Origin of the sequence: Mycobacterium parmense (genome assembly GCF_010730575.1) — a bacterium.
Lineage (GTDB): Bacteria > Actinomycetota > Actinomycetes > Mycobacteriales > Mycobacteriaceae > Mycobacterium > Mycobacterium parmense.
Map to the genome: position 1 here is coordinate 4,527,117 of NZ_AP022614.1, position 15,922 is coordinate 4,543,038.

At 70.0% G+C, this 15,922-nt stretch carries 14 protein-coding genes; 12 read left to right on the forward strand and 2 right to left on the reverse strand.

Features of this window, described 5'->3' with window-relative positions; all coding sequences use genetic code 11:
- Window positions 1-43: 43 nt before the first annotated feature.
- Window positions 44-1,036 carry a DEDDh family exonuclease gene (locus G6N48_RS20940; RefSeq protein WP_085271238.1) on the forward strand — a complete coding sequence of 331 codons (993 nt, stop codon included), beginning with the start codon at window positions 44-46 and terminating at the stop codon, window positions 1,034-1,036.
- Window positions 1,037-1,118: 82 nt separating this feature from the next.
- On the opposite strand, the gene leuA is transcribed toward G6N48_RS20940, so the two are convergent.
- Together leuA and G6N48_RS20950 are read right to left on the reverse strand one after the other, a co-directional pair.
- The gene (gene leuA / locus G6N48_RS20945; protein WP_085271228.1) at window positions 1,119-2,924 is read right to left on the reverse strand and encodes a 2-isopropylmalate synthase; all 1,806 of its coding nucleotides are present in this window, start codon (window positions 2,922-2,924) and stop codon (window positions 1,119-1,121) included.
- Between the two features lie 290 nt (window positions 2,925-3,214).
- A complete protein-coding gene (locus tag G6N48_RS20950) occupies window positions 3,215-4,153 on the reverse strand; it encodes a G1 family glutamic endopeptidase (protein ID WP_085271227.1) in 939 nt (312 codons plus the stop codon).
- Between the two features lie 246 nt (window positions 4,154-4,399).
- Here G6N48_RS20950 and G6N48_RS20955 point away from each other — a divergent pair, with 246 nt between their 5' ends.
- The 11 genes from G6N48_RS20955 (at window position 4,400) to egtC (ending at window position 15,912) form a co-directional block, all read left to right on the forward strand.
- Window positions 4,400-5,245, forward strand: a complete 846-nt coding sequence (locus G6N48_RS20955; protein ID WP_085271237.1) for a C1 family peptidase — start codon at window positions 4,400-4,402, stop codon at window positions 5,243-5,245.
- Between the two features lie 84 nt (window positions 5,246-5,329).
- Window positions 5,330-6,595 carry an aspartate kinase gene (locus tag G6N48_RS20960; RefSeq protein WP_085271226.1) on the forward strand — a complete coding sequence of 422 codons (1,266 nt, stop codon included), beginning with the start codon at window positions 5,330-5,332 and terminating at the stop codon, window positions 6,593-6,595.
- Window positions 6,592-7,653: an aspartate-semialdehyde dehydrogenase gene (locus tag G6N48_RS20965; protein WP_169718458.1), complete on the forward strand. Its 1,062-nt coding sequence runs from the start codon at window positions 6,592-6,594 to the stop codon at window positions 7,651-7,653. Before G6N48_RS20960 ends, G6N48_RS20965 begins: the two co-directional genes overlap by 4 nt.
- 16 nt (window positions 7,654-7,669) lie before the next feature.
- Complete coding sequence (locus G6N48_RS20970; RefSeq protein ID WP_085271235.1) at window positions 7,670-8,842, forward strand: DUF4185 domain-containing protein; 1,173 nt, start codon at window positions 7,670-7,672, stop codon at window positions 8,840-8,842.
- A 99-nt stretch (window positions 8,843-8,941) separates the two neighbouring features.
- Window positions 8,942-9,403 carry a hypothetical protein gene (locus G6N48_RS20975; protein ID WP_085271225.1) on the forward strand — a complete coding sequence of 154 codons (462 nt, stop codon included), beginning with the start codon at window positions 8,942-8,944 and terminating at the stop codon, window positions 9,401-9,403.
- A 152-nt stretch (window positions 9,404-9,555) separates the two neighbouring features.
- A complete protein-coding gene (locus G6N48_RS20980; RefSeq protein WP_163670891.1) occupies window positions 9,556-10,101 on the forward strand; it encodes a hypothetical protein in 546 nt (181 codons plus the stop codon).
- Window positions 10,102-10,269: 168 nt separating this feature from the next.
- Window positions 10,270-11,718, forward strand: coding sequence for a catalase (locus tag G6N48_RS20985; RefSeq protein ID WP_085267118.1), 1,449 nt, complete (start codon window positions 10,270-10,272; stop codon window positions 11,716-11,718).
- 78 nt (window positions 11,719-11,796) lie between these two features.
- Entirely contained in the window at window positions 11,797-12,453 is a 657-nt protein-coding gene (locus G6N48_RS20990) for a sensor domain-containing protein (RefSeq protein WP_085267133.1), read from the forward strand.
- 170 nt (window positions 12,454-12,623) lie between these two features.
- A complete protein-coding gene (gene egtA / locus G6N48_RS20995; RefSeq protein WP_085267119.1) occupies window positions 12,624-13,919 on the forward strand; it encodes an ergothioneine biosynthesis glutamate--cysteine ligase EgtA in 1,296 nt (431 codons plus the stop codon).
- Window positions 13,916-15,217 carry an ergothioneine biosynthesis protein EgtB gene (gene egtB, locus G6N48_RS21000; protein ID WP_085267120.1) on the forward strand — a complete coding sequence of 434 codons (1,302 nt, stop codon included), beginning with the start codon at window positions 13,916-13,918 and terminating at the stop codon, window positions 15,215-15,217. Before egtA ends, egtB begins: the two co-directional genes overlap by 4 nt.
- A complete protein-coding gene (gene egtC / locus G6N48_RS21005; protein WP_085267121.1) occupies window positions 15,217-15,912 on the forward strand; it encodes an ergothioneine biosynthesis protein EgtC in 696 nt (231 codons plus the stop codon). The genes egtB and egtC overlap by 1 nt, the downstream gene beginning before the upstream one ends.
- Window positions 15,913-15,922: the final 10 nt, after the last annotated feature.

Below are 15,922 nucleotides of genomic sequence, written 5' to 3' on the forward strand. Positions count from 1 at the left end.
CAGCGACCGGGTGATGTCGGCCCGACGTGCCATCCTGTCGTTCATGAGCGCGGTTTCCTGGGGTCGGCCGGCGGGCGAGCCGGGCGGGGGCTGGGCCGTCATCGACGTCGAGACATCGGGCTTCCGGCCGGGCCAGGCGCGGATCATCAGCCTCGCGGTGCTCGGCCTCGACTCCGGCGGCCGCGTCGAGCAATCCGTCGTCAGCCTGCTCAATCCCGGCGTCGACCCCGGTCCCACTCATGTGCACGGCCTGACCGCGGCCATGCTCGAGGACCAGCCGCAGTTCGCCGAGATCGTCGGCGACGTCGTCGAGGTGTTGCGCGGCCGCACGCTGGTGGCGCACAACGTCGCGTTCGACTACTCGTTCCTGGCCGCGGAGGCCGAGCTCGCCGGCGCCGAACTCCCGGTCGACGCGGTCATGTGCACGGTGGAGCTGGCCCGCCGGCTGGACCTGGGCACCGAAAACCTGCGCCTGGAAACTCTGGCGGCGCACTGGGGCGTGCGGCAGGAGCGGCCGCACGACGCGTTCGACGACGCGCTGGTGCTGACGGGTGTGCTGGCGGCGGCGCTTGCGCGGGCACGCGAACGCGAGGTCTGGCTGCCGGTACATCCGGTGACGCGGCGCCGCTGGCCGAACGGCCGGGTGACCCATGAAGAGCTGCGTCCGCTGAAGGTGCTCGCGGCGCGGATGCCGTGCCCGTATCTCAACCCCGGCCGCTACGTGCTGGGCAGGCCGCTGGTGCAGGGTATGCGGGTGGCCCTGGCGGCCGAGGTGAGACGCACCCACGAGGAGCTCGTCGAGCGCATTTTGCACGCGGGCCTGGCCTACAGCGATGCCGTCGACCGGGAGACCTCGCTGGTGGTCTGCAACGATCCCGCCGCCGAACAGGGCAAGGGCTACCTGGCGCGGCAGCTGGGCGTGCCGGTGGTCCCCGACGCGCAGTTCATGGAATCGGTGCGCGGCGTCATCGGCGGGCCCACCATGGAGGAGTTCGTCGACGCGACGGCGGCCGACGACCAGCTGGCTCTGTTCTAGGCGTGAATCGGGCGCTTGCCGTTGCGGCCGTGCTACTCGGCGTCGGGGAACGGGATCGAGATGGTGCCCGGCCGCCGACGTCCTAGCGAGACGCCCGGTTCACGGCCGACACGACGGCGCGCAACGACGCGGTGGTGAGCGACGGCGCGGTGCCGACGCCCCACACCGTCTGGCCGTTGATGGACGCCTCGACATACGCCGCCGCCTGCGCCTCCTCGCCGGCGCTCATGGCGTGTTCCGAGTAGTCCAGGACGGACACCTCGAAGCCGACCGTCGCCAGCGCGTCGACGAACGCGGCCAGCGGGCCGTTGCCGACACCGCTGATCTCGGTCTCGACGCCGTTGATCTTGACGGTCGCGGCGATGGTGGTGGTGCCGCCGTCCTCCTCCGAGGCGTCGACGCGCTGCTTGATGCGCTCCAGCGGCCAGATGGGGGACAGGTATTCCTCGGAGAACGCCTCCCACATCTCCTTCGGCGAGACCTCGCCGCCCTCGCCTGCCGTACCCTCCGCGATCTCTTGGATCACGCGCGAGAACTCGATCTGCAACCGCCGTGGCAGGGCCAGGCCGTGATCGGCCTTCATGATGTAGGCCACGCCGCCCTTGCCGGACTGCGAGTTGACCCGGATCACCGCCTCGTAGGTGCGCCCGACGTCCTTGGGGTCGATCGGCAGGTACGGCACCTGCCAGAGCATGTCGTCGACGTCGGCGTCGGCCTCGTCGGCGGCGACCTTCATCGCGTCGAGGCCCTTGTTGATGGCGTCCTGGTGGCTGCCGGAGAACGCGGTGTACACCAGGTCGCCGCCGTAGGGGTGACGCTCGTGCACCGGCAGCTGGTTGCAGTACTCCACCGTGCGGCGGATCTCGTCGATGTTGGAGAAGTCGATCTGCGGGTCCACGCCACGGGAGAACAGGTTGAGGCCCAGCGTCACCAGGCACACGTTGCCGGTGCGCTCGCCGTTGCCGAACAGGCAGCCCTCGATCCGGTCGGCACCCGCCTGATAGCCCAGTTCCGCCGCGGCGACGGCGGTTCCGCGGTCGTTGTGCGGATGCAGGCTCAGGATGACCGATTCACGGTTGGCCAGGTTGCGGCTCATCCACTCGATCGAGTCGGCATAAACGTTTGGCGTGGCCATCTCCACGGTCGCCGGCAGGTTGAAGATGATCGGGTTGTCCGGCGTCGGCGCGATGATCTCGCCGACGGCGTCGCACACCTGCTTGGCGTACTCGAGTTCGGTCCCGGTGTAGGACTCCGGCGAGTACTCGAACCGCCACTGCGTGCCCGGGTGTTTGGCCGCCTCCTCGACGCACTTGCGGGCACCGTCGGTGGCGATGGCCTGCACCGCGGCCCGGTCGGCGCGGAAGACCACACGGCGCTGCAGGATCGACGTCGAGTTGTAGAAGTGGACGATGGCCCGCGGTGCGCCCGCGCACGCCTCGAAGGTGCGCTCGATCAGCTCGGGCCGGCACTGGGTGAGGACCTGGATGGTGACGTCGTCGGGGATGGCGCCGTCGGTGACGATCTCGCGCACGAAGTCGTAGTCGGTCTGGCTGGCCGACGGAAAGCCGACCTCGATCTCCTTGTATCCCATGCGCACCAGCAGGTCGAACATGCGGCGCTTGCGGGCCGGGCTCATCGGGTCGATCAGCGCCTGGTTGCCGTCGCGAAGGTCCACCGCACACCACAGGGGTGCGCGCGTGATGACCCGGTCGGGCCAGGTGCGGTCGGGCAGCCGGACGGGCTCGACTTCCTCGGCGAAGGGCCGGTACCGGTTGACCGGCATGGACGAGCCGCGCTGAGGGTTCCACGCAGGTTGTCCGGGCGCCGGCGGACCGGCCGGATGGACGATGGTTCGTGTCGAGCTGTAGGCGTCTGGGTGAGAAGTCACGGTTATTGCTCCGGGGTGTCAAAGGAACCTCGACCGGCGCATCGAAAGCCCGCGACGGGAAGCCGGTCTGGATCAGACCCCGTCGCGGCGTCCGAGGAGGAGCACCCGCTGCACGTCCTGCACTCTACCGCGCCCGGCGCGGTGACCGAAACCGGATTCGTCGGTTACCCCTCAGACGGCCGCCTGCGGGTCTCGTCGCAGCGGCACCTCGGACGCATTCGATGCGGACGTCCCCCCGACGACCGGGTCCGGATCCCGGCGTCGGAGGGTGCCCGCGTTCCCGCTGCCGATTACGGTGCCGATCCGGCGTACTGGCACTCGACGATCGTGGGCGTGATCAGCGTCCCGGTGGACAGCGTCTTGCCGTTCTGGACCAGGTTGATGTTGTTGCCCGTGCCGCCGTTGACCAGCGAGCCGTTGGTCAGTGCCGCTTCGCAGACCGAGAAGAAGACCTCGCCGTAGTCCGGCATGTTGGTCAGCGCACCGCCGACGACGGGTGTCTCGACCACCCACTCGGCGCTGTTTCCCGTCAGGGCGGTTCCCGTGGGCGCCGTGATCTGATAGGAGGTCGATACGCCGCTGGTGTGATTGCCGAAATAGATTGTCGCTGTTGTGGATCCGGCGCCCTGGGCGGTGCAGATCAGGACCGAGACGAAGTCGCCGGGGCTGACCGCCAGGTTGGTGATCTCCACCCAGCTCGACGGGTACCACTCGTGCCAGGGATAGACGGTGCGCGTGATGGAACTGCCGCTCTGGTAGGCCGCGCAGATCATGCCGGCCTGGCAGACATCACCGGAGCCGTCACCGTCGATGCCGACCCAGGTTGCGCAGTACTGCCATTCGTTCTGTACCGACGGGTACACGTTCGGCACCACCCAGTCGCCCTCGATCCATTTGAACGACTGCCCGCTGGGCGCGTACACCACGCCGCCCGACCAGTTGTCGTAGGTCTCGGTGCCGCCGCCGTTCTGGGCGGCATTGGCGTGCGCGCCCTTGTGCGTGTGTGTGGTTTTCGTCGGGTCGATGCGAAACGTCGGCTCGACGTAGGTGAACTTGTTCTTCGTCTTGGTGAAGAACCGCTCGTAGCGGGCCAGCAGGTGCGGGTCGGTCGGGCGGGGCGGCAAGCCTGCCTGCGCAAGCCGTTTCGCCGGCGAGGTGAGGGGGTCGAGTTCGGGTGAAGGGCTGAAGGTCGTGATCTTGACGTCCTTGCCCAGCTTGATGACTGCCATTTCGGTTTCCAATCGTGGTTGTGGTCTGTCGTCATGGAGGCGACCCGGGTGAAAGAGCCGTGCGGGCTCAGTGCGGACGGTAGGGCTCGGGCGGTTGGATGCGCACGGGTAGTGCACTACCCGTATGGCGTTGTCGCGCCCCCGTATTCGCGGGACACCAGGTCGAGTAGCGCACTACGCATGCCGTCCCGCGGCCCGCGCTTCTACGCTGCGCAAGCCACCACAACCACACCAAGGAGGGTGAAAATGACCGCTCTGCGAGAATCGGCGCCCGTTAAAAGCGTTGAGAAGCAGCAAGATTGGAGCCATGTACGCGGCTACGGTTGGCGACCCCAGTTGCCCGACGCCCGGGACCGGGTGTACGCCGCCAGGCTCACGACCCCCGCGCCGGCGCAATACGATCTGCGCCCGTCGATGCCGCCGGTCTACGACCAGGGCCAGCTCGGGTCCTGCACGGGTAACGCGATCGCCGCGGCGATGGAGTACGAGCGGGATCGCCAGGGCCTGGCGGACTTCGTCCCGTCGCGGCTGTTCATCTACTACAACGAGCGCGCGCTCGAGGGCACGGTGTCCAGCGACTCCGGCGCCGTCATCCGCGACGGCATCAAAGTGATCAACACCGACGGCGTGTGCCAAGAGACGCTGTGGCCCTATGACATCGGGATGTTCACGGTGAAGCCGCCGAAGCGCTGCTACGTCGCCGCGCTGACCGACAAGGCGGCACAGTACGAGGCGGTCCAGACGCTGGGGGACCTCAAGGACGCCATCTCGTCGAATCTGGCAGTGGTTTTCGGTTTCACGGTGTACGAGAGCTTCGAATCGCAGGCCGTCGCCCAGACGGGCGTCGTGCCGTTGCCCGACCCGGCCACGGAGTCGGCCGTGGGCGGCCACGCCGTCCTGGCCGTCGGCTATTCGGATCCGAAGGGCCAGGTGATCGTGCGCAACTCCTGGGGCCCGTCGTGGGGTGACCACGGCTACTTCTACCTGCCGTACCAGTACCTCACCGGGTCGACGTCCAGCTCCGCGGGCTCACCCATCAACGGGGCCTACCTGGCCAGCGACTTCTGGGCGATCGAGCTCGTCGCCTCCTGACCCCTCAACCGGTCGGCGGTGAGCGCCGGGCGCTGTCACACGTATTCTGTTCTCGACCTGCAAGCCGGACCGAAAGAGCAAACAGTGGCGCTCGTCGTGCAGAAGTACGGCGGATCGTCGGTGGCCGACGCCGACCGGATCCGCCGTGTCGCCGAGCGCATCGTCGCGACCAAGAAGCAGGGCAACGACGTCGTCGTCGTGGTCTCGGCGATGGGCGACACCACCGACGACCTCCTGGACCTCGCTCAGCAGGTGTGCCCGGCGCCGCCGCCGCGCGAACTCGACATGTTGCTCACCGCGGGCGAGCGGATCTCCAACGCGCTGGTGGCCATGGCGATCGAATCGCTGGGCGCCCAGGCGCGGTCGTTCACCGGGTCGCAGGCCGGCGTGATCACCACCGGCACCCACGGCAACGCCAAGATCATCGACGTCACCCCGAGCCGGCTGCAGGCCGCGCTCGACGAGGGCCGCATCGTGCTGGTCGCCGGGTTCCAGGGCGTCAGCCAGGACACCCGCGACGTCACGACGCTGGGCCGCGGCGGCTCGGACACCACGGCGGTGGCCCTGGCCGCCGCGCTGGGCGCCGACGTCTGCGAGATCTACACCGACGTCGACGGCATCTTCAGCGCCGACCCGCGAATCGTGCACAACGCCCGCAAGCTCGAGACGGTGACGTTCGAGGAGATGCTCGAGATGGCGGCCTGCGGCGCCAAGGTGCTGATGCTGCGCTGCGTGGAATACGCCCGTCGTTACAACACCCCGGTGCATGTCCGGTCGTCGTACTCGGACAAGCCAGGCACCGTCGTCACCGGATCGATCAAGGACAGCCCCATGGAAGACCCCATCCTGACCGGAGTCGCGCACGACCGCAGCGAGGCGAAGGTGACCATCGTCGGCATCCCCGACATCCCGGGTTACGCGGCCCGGGTCTTCCGGGCCGTCGCCGACGCCGACGTGAACATCGACATGGTGTTGCAGAACGTGTCCAAGGTGGAGGACGGCAAGACCGACATCACCTTCACCTGCTCGCGCGACAGCGGACCCACCGCGGTGGCCAAGTTGGACGCGCTCAAGGGCGAGATCGGTTTCACCCAACTGCTTTACGACGACCACATCGGCAAGGTGTCGCTGATCGGCGCGGGCATGCGCAGCCATCCCGGCGTCACCGCCACCTTCTGTGAGGCGCTGGCCGCGGTGGGCGTCAACATCGAGCTCATCTCCACCTCCGAGATCCGCATCTCGGTGCTGTGCCGCGACACCGAACTGGACAAGGCCGTCGTGGCGTTGCACGAGGCGTTCGGGTTGGGCGGCGAGGAGACGGCGACGGTGTACGCGGGGACCGGCCGGTGAGGGGCGGCGGAGGTTTGTCGATCGGGGTGGTGGGCGCCACCGGCCAGGTGGGCCAGGTCATGCGCACGCTGCTCGAGGAACGCGGCTTCCCCGCGAGCACCGTGCGATTCTTCGCGTCGGCCCGCTCGCAGGGACGCAAACTGGCATTCCGCGGCCGGGAGATCGAGGTCGAGGACGCCGAGACGGCCGATCCCGCCGGGCTGGACATCGCGTTGTTCTCCGCCGGGTCGGCGATGTCGCGGGTGCAGGCGCCGCGGTTCGCGGCGGCGGGAGTGACCGTCATCGACAACTCCTCGGCGTGGCGCAAGGACCCCGACGTGCCGCTGGTGGTGTCGGAGGTCAACTTCACCCGCGACGCTCCCCGGCGCCCGAAGGGCATCATCGCCAACCCGAACTGCACCACGATGGCCGCGATGCCGGTGCTCAAGGTGCTGCACGACGAAGCCGGCCTGGTCCGCATGGTGGTGTCGAGCTATCAGGCGGTGTCGGGCAGCGGGCTGGCCGGGGTGGCGGAGCTGGCCACGCAGGTGCGCGGGGTCATCGACGGCGCCGAGCGGCTGGTGCACGACGGGGGCGCGCTGGAGTTCCCGCCGCCGAAGACCTACGTCGCGCCGATCGGGTTCAACGTCATTCCGCTGGCCGGCTCGCTGGTGGACGACGGCTCGGGCGAGACCGACGAGGACCAGAAGCTGCGCCACGAGAGCCGCAAGATCCTCGGCATTCCCGGCCTGCTGGTCAGCGGCACCTGCGTGCGGGTACCGGTGTTCACCGGGCACTCGCTGTCGATCAATGCCGAGTTCGAACGGCCGCTGTCGCCGCAGCGGGCCCGCGAGCTGCTGGACGGCGCTCCTGGCGTCAAGGTCGTCGACGTGCCGACGCCGCTGGCGGCCGCCGGGGGCGACGACTCGCTGGTGGGCCGCATCCGGCAGGATCCCGGTGTGCCCGGCGGGCGCGGCCTGGCGCTGTTCGTCTCCGGAGACAACCTGCGCAAGGGTGCGGCGCTGAACACCATTCAGATCGCCGAGCTGCTCGCCGCCGAAAACTCGTCCGCGCGGTGATCCGCGGGTGCGCCTGGTGAGTTCAGGCCCCACCCGAGTGATCGCGCGTTGGTCGCTGTACGCGGCGTCTCTGCTGGTGGCGCAGACCGTCTGGCATGCGCCGGGGCCTGCGCGCGCCGACCCGCCGGCGCCCGCGCCCGGTCCGGTGGCCCCGCCGCTGGCGCCCGGTCAGGTGCTGCGGCTCGGCGCGACGGCCGGCACCGGCACACCGACGCGCGACATCGACGTCGGCGCCACCGACCTCTGCGAGTTCATGCAGTTCCCCACCGAGGTGCTGCAGGTCTGCGGCGACAGCTTTCCGGGGCAGGGCGTCGGCTTCGGTCGCGACTTCGCGCCCATCGCGCTGCGCGTCGACACCGCGTCGGTCGACGACCCGGCGGGCGTGCGCTACTCCGGGGTGATGGGGGTGTGGAATCCCCTGCTCGCCGACCCCACCCCGCCGGGTGACTCGCAACTGCCCGCCGGCGTGGTGGAGATCAACCGGCGCAACTACCTGATGGTCACCACCACGCGCGATCTGGTGCCGCAGAACTCGCGGCTGGTGGCCGCCGAGCCCGCCCGCGCCGGCTGGCGGACCCTGCCCGGTTCGCGCCGCCCCGCCGGCTACCAGGGCGGCGCGCAGACTCAGGTCAGCGGCTACTACGACCCGATCCCCACCCCGGACTCGCCCGGCGGCTGGGTGTACATCGTGGCCGACAGCTTCACCCGCAGCCTGCCGGTCGAGCTGTATCGGGCCACCCCGCAGAACTTCACCGACCGGTCCAAGTGGCAGGGCTGGGCGCCCGGGCCGGGGGGCGGCTGGAACAAGCCGCCGGCGCCCCTGTGGCCCGACATGGTCGGCGAGATGTCGATCCGGCAGATCGACGGCAAGGCGGTGCTGTCGTACTTCAACGCGAGCAACGGCGACATGGAGGTCCGCGTCGCCGACGACCCCACCCAGCTCGGCAACGCGCCCGTCACCACCGTGGTGCGCCACGACGACTGGCCGGATCCGGCCGAGAGCCTGCCGCCCCCGTACGACAACAGGCTCGCCCAGCCGTACGGCGGCTACATCTCACCCGGCTCGACGCTGGACGAGCTGCGCATCTTCGTCAGCCAGTGGGACACCGAGCCGCGCGCGACCGCGCCGTACCGGGTGATCCAGTTCGCCGTGAACCCGCTGAAACCGGGCCCGCCCGCGGATGGGTGACCGCGGTGAATTCGCTGGTGAAAGCCATTTTTCGGCTCACAGCTGCTGCTTAACGACTGCATAGCCGTCACTTGTGTTGACCGGTGCATCATCTGTCTCATGAGCGAAACATCTGAAACCCCAACCGTGCGGACCTCCACCGCAACTGCACCGGCGCCCGCCGCTGTCGAGCCGGCGCCCTACCACCGGCCACCCCGCGTCTTCGCGATCGCGGCGTGGGTCGCGATTGTCGCGGGCATCGTCTTCATCGTCGCGACCATCTTCTTCACCGGGTTCATGCTCGGTAAGCACTCCGGTCACCACGGCGGCTTTCCCCACCACAAGCCGCACGCCGCATTCATGCACCCGCACCACATGGGCGGTCCCGGGGGCCCCGGCGGCCAGTTCGGCCCCGGCGGTCCGGGTGGGCCGGGCGGCCCCGGCGCGACCACGCCGGGGGCACCGTCGACGGTGCGCCCCAGCTCCGGCCCCGGCCAGCTGCCGTCGTCGGTGTTCCGCACCGCGACCGCCGCGCCGTCGGGCGCCGGTGACGTACCGACCGTGATCGTCCTCGCCGGCTGACCCGGCGGCCCATCAACCCGTAACTCGCGGCCCGGCGCTCACCCGAGCGCCGGGCCGCCCGCTTGCGTCGGATCACCGCGTTATCTCAATTCACAGCATCTTTGTCGGCCGAACCTGTTAGTACTGTCGCGGCGGGGGCAATATGGGTGGACATGAGCGATACACCCGAACCGCCGTCGACGCATCCCACGCAGCCCACCCCCGTCGGCGCGGCCCCGCCGCCACCGCCCCCGCCGCCGGCGGCGGTGCCCGAGCGAGCGAAGCCGCCCCGGCTGTACGTCGCGGCGGCGTGGGTGGTGATCGTCGCGGGAATCGTGTTCATCCTGTCGACCGTATTCTTCGCCGGGGCAATGGTTTTCGGTGACCATGCGCGTTGCCACCATCCGCACGGCATGATGTTCAAGCCCGGCGGCGGCCCCGGCGGCCCGGGCGGCATGGGCCCCGGCGGCCCCGGCGGCATGGGCCCCGGCAACGGACCGTGGCAGTTCGGCCCCGGCGGTCCCGGGGGCATGGGCCCCGGCAACGGGCCGTGGCAGTTCGGTGGCGCCGGCCCCGCGCTGATAGTCCCCGGACCTTTCCCCGGCGGGACGGGTGCGGGTCCGGGCGGCCCCAACGGTCCCGGCCAGTCCGGTCCGGCGGGGCCGACGACGTCGAGCGCCCCGAGCCCGGGGCCCGGCAGCCCGGCGCCGCGCCCGTAGCTTTGGCTAACTTTTCTTGACTCGGTCAAGAAAAGGAGAATACTCGGCTGCAGGGCAACCCGGAATCCACCGCCTCGGCCGTCGATCGAAAATGTCTGAGCCGCAAAGATTTCCAAACGGCTCGACCCGGAGTTTCCGAGGAGTCAGCCCAGTTAAGGAGATATCGACATGACGGAGCGTTTCACCACCACCGACGCGGGCATCGCCGCTCCCAGCGACGAGCAGTCGTTGACGATCGGCCCCGATGGCCCGATCCTGCTGCAGGACCACTACCTGATCGAGCAGATGGCTCAGTTCAACCGGGAACGCATTCCGGAACGCCAGCCGCACGCCAAGGGCGGCGGGGCCTTCGGCCAGTTCGAGGTGACCAACGACGTCAGCCAATTCACCCGGGCAGCCGTCTTCCAGCCCGGCACCAAAACCGAGATGCTGGCCCGGTTCTCCACCGTCGCGGGCGAGCGCGGCAGCCCAGACACCTGGCGGGACCCGCGCGGCTTCGCGCTGAAGTTCTACACGACCGAGGGCAACTTCGACATGGTCGGCAACAACACCCCCGTCTTCTTCATGCGCGACCCGCTGAAGTTCCAGCACTTCATCCGCTCGCAGAAGCGCATGCAGGCGACCAACCTGCGCGACCACAACATGCAGTGGGACTTCTGGTCGCTCTCGCCGGAGTCCGCCCACCAGGTGACCTGGCTGATGGGCGATCGTGGCATCCCCAAGACGTGGCGCAACATGAACGGCTACAGCAGCCACACCTACAGCTGGATCAACGCCGCCGGCGAGATCTTCTGGGTGAAGTACCACTTCATCACCGACCAGGGCATCGAGTTCCTGACCCAGGAGGACGCCGACCGCTTGGCCGGTGAGGACGGCGACTACCACCAGCGCGACCTGTACGACGCGATCGAGCGCGGCGACCACCCGAGCTGGACGCTCAAGGTTCAGGTCATGCCCTACGAGGAGGCCCGCGGCTACCGGTTCAACCCGTTCGACCTCACCAAGGTGTGGCCGCACAGCGACTACCCGCTGATCGACGTGGGCAAGATGACGCTGAACCGCAACGTCACCGATTACCACACCGAGATCGAGCAGGCCGCTTTCGAGCCGAACAACACGGTGCCCGGCACCGGGCTGAGCCCCGACAAGATGCTGCAGGCCCGTGGCTTCTCCTACTCCGACGCGCACCGGGCCAGGCTGGGCACCAACTACCGGCAGATCCCGGTCAACGAGCCCAAGGTCGAGGTCAACAGCTACTCCAAGGACGGCGCCATGCGGGTGAAGAACGTCTCCGACCCCGTCTACGCGCCCAATTCCTACGGCGGCCCGCAGGCCGACCCGGCGCGCGCCGCCGAGATCCGCTGGCACGCCGACGGTGACATGGTCCGCGCGGCCTACACCTTGCACGCCGAGGACGACGACTGGGGACAGGCCGGCGCGATGGTTCGCGAAGTTCTCGACGACGCGGCCCGAGAGCGCTTGGCGCACAACATCATCGGTCACGTCAGCAAGGGCGTCAAGGAGCCGGTGCTGTCGCGGGTGTTCGAGTACTGGCGCAACGTCGACCCCGATCTCGGCAAGGCGGTCGAGGAGGGTGTCCGGGCCAAGACCGGCTGAGAACGCCGCGGACGGCGGGCCGCGGGGCGCGTTCAGCCCCACGGCCCGCCGTCCGGCATGCCTGGCATGATCGCCTCCATGACCATCCGGGCGGGCCGCATCGCCGGCGTCGCGCTCTGCGCCGGCCTGGCCGTCGGCGCCGCCGCCCCGGTCGCCAGGGCCCACCCGTCGGAGCCCGGAGTGGTCAACTACGCCGTCCTGGCCAAGGGGTCGGTCGGCAACATCGTCGGCGCCCCCATGGGGTGGGAATCGACGTTCACCGATCCGTTCCAGGGCTACTGGGTGGACCTGCCGGCCTGCAACAACTGGGCCGACATCGGGTTACCGGAGGTGTACAACGACCCCGACCTCGCGTCGTTCAACGGGGCCACCACCCAGACCTCGGCGACCGATCAGACCCACTTCGTCAAACAGGCAATCGGCGTCTTCGCCACCGACGACGCCGCGACCCGGGCGTTCCACCGGGTCGTGGACCGCACGGCGGGTTGTTCGGGGCAGACCACGGCCATGCATCTGGACAACGGCCAGACCCAGACATGGTCGTTCGACGGCGGGCCGTCCGGTGCGGCCGACGAGAACTGGACCAAGCAGGAAGTCGGCACGGATCGACGCTGTTTCGATCAAACCAGGCTGCGTGAAAATGTTTTGCTGCAGGCGAAGGTCTGCCAGGCTGGCAACGCCGGTCCGGCGGTCAACGTGCTGGCCGGCGCGATGCAGAACGCGCTGGGCCAATAGCCGGGTGATCGCCGGCACGGCCCGGCCCGCGCGGTGAAATGCTGCGGAAAGGGGAATATGTCGGGGGCATCTGCTAGATGAAGTAGTGGCGGTTAGCGTTCCGTTGGCTGCGCAGGGAGGCGGTCCGCACAGGCATGCTCGGGCATGCCCGGGCCCGAAGGGATCGTGATATGACGTTCGCCGCTACCACCAGAGCGGCCTCGCAGCTGGACACCGCCCGCCCGGGCGAAGCCGAGCTGGCCGACTCGTCGGCCGCGGCGCTCCTGATCGCCGACGGCTGCCTCGTCGACGCCCCGCTGGGCCGGGTCGGCCTGGAGATGGAGGCGCACTGTCACGATCCGGCCGACCCCAACCGCCGGCCCAGCTGGGACGAGATCCGCGCGGTCATCGACGCGATGCCCGCCCTGCCGTGCCGCAGCGCCGTCACCGTCGAACCGGGCGGCGCCGTCGAGCTGTCGGGCCCGCCCGTCGACGGAGTGCTGGCGGCCATCGAGGCGATGGGCCGCGACCAGGCCGTGCTGCGCGCCGCCTTCGCCGACGCCGGGCTAGGCCTGGTGTTCCTCGGCGCGGACCCGCTGCGGCCGCCCAGGCGGATCAACCCGGGCAACCGTTACCTCGCCATGGAGCAGTTCTTCGCCACCAGCCGCTCGGGGGAGGCGGGCGCGTCGATGATGACGTCCACCGCCTCGATCCAGGTGAATCTGGACGCCGGGCCGCAGGACGGCTGGGCCGCGCGAGTGCGGCTGGCGCACGCCCTGGGGCCCACGATGATCGCCATCGCCGCCAATTCGCCGATGCTGGGCGGCGAGTTCACGGGCTGGGTCTCCACCCGGCAGCGGGTGTGGGGGCAGATGGATTCGGCGCGCTGCGGCCCGGTGCTGGGTGCCAGCGGCGACGACCCGGGCACCGACTGGGCGCGTTATGCGCTCAAGGCTCCGGTGATGCTCGTCAACAACCCGGAGGCGGTGGCGGTCACCCAGTGGGTGCCGTTCGCCGACTGGGCGGACGGCCGGGTGTTGCTCGGCGGCCGCAAGCCCACCGTGTCCGACCTGGAGTACCACCTGACCACGCTGTTCCCGCCGGTGCGCCCGCGCCAGTGGCTGGAGATCCGCTATCTGGACAGCCTGCCGGACTCCTGCTGGCCCGCCGTGGTGTTCACGCTGGTCTGCCTGCTCGACGACCCGGTCGCCGCGGACGTCGCCGCCGAGGCCGTCGAACCGGTGGCCACGGCGTGGGACGTCGCCGCCCGGCTGGGCCTGGGCGACCGACGGCTGCATGCGGCGGCCACCCGGTGCGTGGCCACCGCCGCCGAAAAGGCGCCGGCCGGGCTGACCGAGGCGATGCAACGGCTGCTGCGCCGCGTCGAGCTGGGCCGGTGCCCCGCCGACGACTTCTCCGAGCAGGTGATCGAGCACGGCATCGCGGCGGCGGTCTCCCGGGCCGCGCGCTCGCAAGGGGGGTTGTGACTTCCAGGCAGGATCTCGCCGACGGCTTGGCCCGGGCGCGAACGAGGACGTTGCGGCTCGTCGACTTCGACGACGCCGAGCTGTACCGGCAGTACGACCCCCTGATGAGCCCCCTGGTCTGGGACCTGGCGCACATCGGCCAGCAGGAGGAGCTGTGGCTGCTGCGCGGCGGTGACCCGAGCCGGCCGGGGATGTTGCCGCCCGCCGTCGAGGGCCTGTACGACGCCTTCGTCCACTCCCGCGCCAGCCGCGCAGAGCTGCCGCTGCTGTCGCCTGACCGCGCGCGGTCGTATTGCCAAACGGTTCGGTCCGCGGCGCTCGACGCATTGGACGCGCTGCCCGACGACCCCGCCGGCGACCGCGCGGCCTTCGTGTACGCCATGGTGGTCAGCCACGAGAACCAGCACAACGAAACCATGCTGCAGGCGCTGAACCTGCGCAGCGGCGCGCCGCTGCTGGGCGACGCTTCCGTCCCGCCGCGGGGCCGGCCTGGCCTGGCCGGCACGTCGGTGCTGGTTCCCGCGGGCCCGTTCGTCCTGGGGGTGGACGCCGCGAGCGAGCCGTCGTCGCTGGACAACGAGCGTCCCGCGCACGTGGTGGACCTGCCGGCGTTTCGCATCGGCCGGGTTCCGGTCACCAACGGCGAGTGGCGGGCGTTCGTCGAGGACGGCGGGTACCGCGAGTCGCGGTGGTGGTCGCAGCGCGGCTGGGAGCACCGCATGTCCGCGGGCCTGACCGGGCCGCAGTTCTGGGCCGCCGACGGGCGCACGCGCACCCGGTTCGGCCATGTCGAGGACATCCCGGCCGACGAGCCGGTGCAGCACGTCACCTATTTCGAGGCCGAGGCCTACGCCGCCTGGGCGGGCGCCCGGCTGCCCACCGAGATGGAATGGGAGAAGGCCTGCGCCTGGGATCCGGCCACCGGCACGCGCCGCCGCTACCCGTGGGGGGCGCAGCCGCCGTCGGACGCCGTCGCGAACCTCGGCGGCACGTCGCTGCGCCCGGCGCCGGTGGGCGCCTACCCGGACGGCGCGTCGGCCTATGGGGCCGAGCAGATGCTGGGCGACGTGTGGGAGTGGACCAGTTCGCCGCTGCGGCCCTGGCCGGGGTTCACCCCGATGATCTACGAGCGTTACTCCCAGCCCTTCTTCGACGGCGACTACCGGGTTCTGCGCGGCGGCTCGTGGGCCGTGGAGTCGGCCATCCTGCGCCCCAGCTTCCGCAACTGGGACCACCCGTACCGGCGCCAGATCTTCGCCGGTGTCCGGCTGGCCTGGGACGCCGGGGACGGCCGCTGATGTGCCGTCACCTCGGGTGGCTCGGCGCGGAGGTCCCGGTCTCCTCGCTGGTGCTCGACCCGCCGCACGGGTTGCGGGTGCAGTCCTACGCGCCGCGCCGCCAGAAGCACTGCCTGCTCAACGCCGACGGTTGGGGCGTCGGGTTCTTCGACCGCCCTTCCGAGGGCGGCCTGCCCCGCCGGTGGCGCAGCCAGGCGCCGCTGTGGGGCGACGTGTCGTTCGACTCGGTGGCGCCGGCGCTGCGCAGCCACTGCGTCGTGGCCGCGGTGCGATCGGCCACCGTCGGCATGCCGATCGACGTCAGCGCGACGGCGCCGTTCACCGACGGTCAGTGGTTGTTGTCGCACAACGGGATCGTCGACCGCGCGGTGCTGCCCGCGACCTCCTCGGCCGAATCTGTCTGTGACAGCGCCCTGCTCGCGGCCGCGATCTTCGAGAGGGGCCTCGACGCGCTCGGCGAGACGATCGTCGACGTGGCGTCGGCCGACCCCAGTGCCCGGCTGAACATATTGGCCGCCAACGGTTCCCGATTGCTGGCCACGACCTGGGGCGACACGCTGTGCATCCTGCGCCGCGCCGATGGCGTGGTGGTGGCCAGCGAGCCCTACGACAACGACTCGGAATGGGAGGACGTGCCCGACCGTCACCTCGTCGAGGTCGCCGCCGACGGCGTCACGATGACACCGCTGGACTAACCGAAAGGTC

Coding starts and splice junctions, on each gene's coding strand:
- G6N48_RS20940 (WP_085271238.1), top strand. CDS start 44: ATGAGCGCGGTTTCCTGGGGTCGGCCGGCGGGCGAGCCGGGCGGGGGC.
- egtA (WP_085267119.1), top strand. CDS start 12,624: ATGACGTTCGCCGCTACCACCAGAGCGGCCTCGCAGCTGGACACCGCC.
- G6N48_RS20985 (WP_085267118.1), top strand. CDS start 10,270: ATGACGGAGCGTTTCACCACCACCGACGCGGGCATCGCCGCTCCCAGC.
- G6N48_RS20990 (WP_085267133.1), top strand. CDS start 11,797: ATGACCATCCGGGCGGGCCGCATCGCCGGCGTCGCGCTCTGCGCCGGC.
- G6N48_RS20955 (WP_085271237.1), top strand. CDS start 4,400: ATGACCGCTCTGCGAGAATCGGCGCCCGTTAAAAGCGTTGAGAAGCAG.
- G6N48_RS20950 (WP_085271227.1), bottom strand. CDS start 4,153: ATGGCAGTCATCAAGCTGGGCAAGGACGTCAAGATCACGACCTTCAGC.
- G6N48_RS20975 (WP_085271225.1), top strand. CDS start 8,942: ATGAGCGAAACATCTGAAACCCCAACCGTGCGGACCTCCACCGCAACT.
- egtC (WP_085267121.1), top strand. CDS start 15,217: ATGTGCCGTCACCTCGGGTGGCTCGGCGCGGAGGTCCCGGTCTCCTCG.
- G6N48_RS20980 (WP_163670891.1), top strand. CDS start 9,556: ATGAGCGATACACCCGAACCGCCGTCGACGCATCCCACGCAGCCCACC.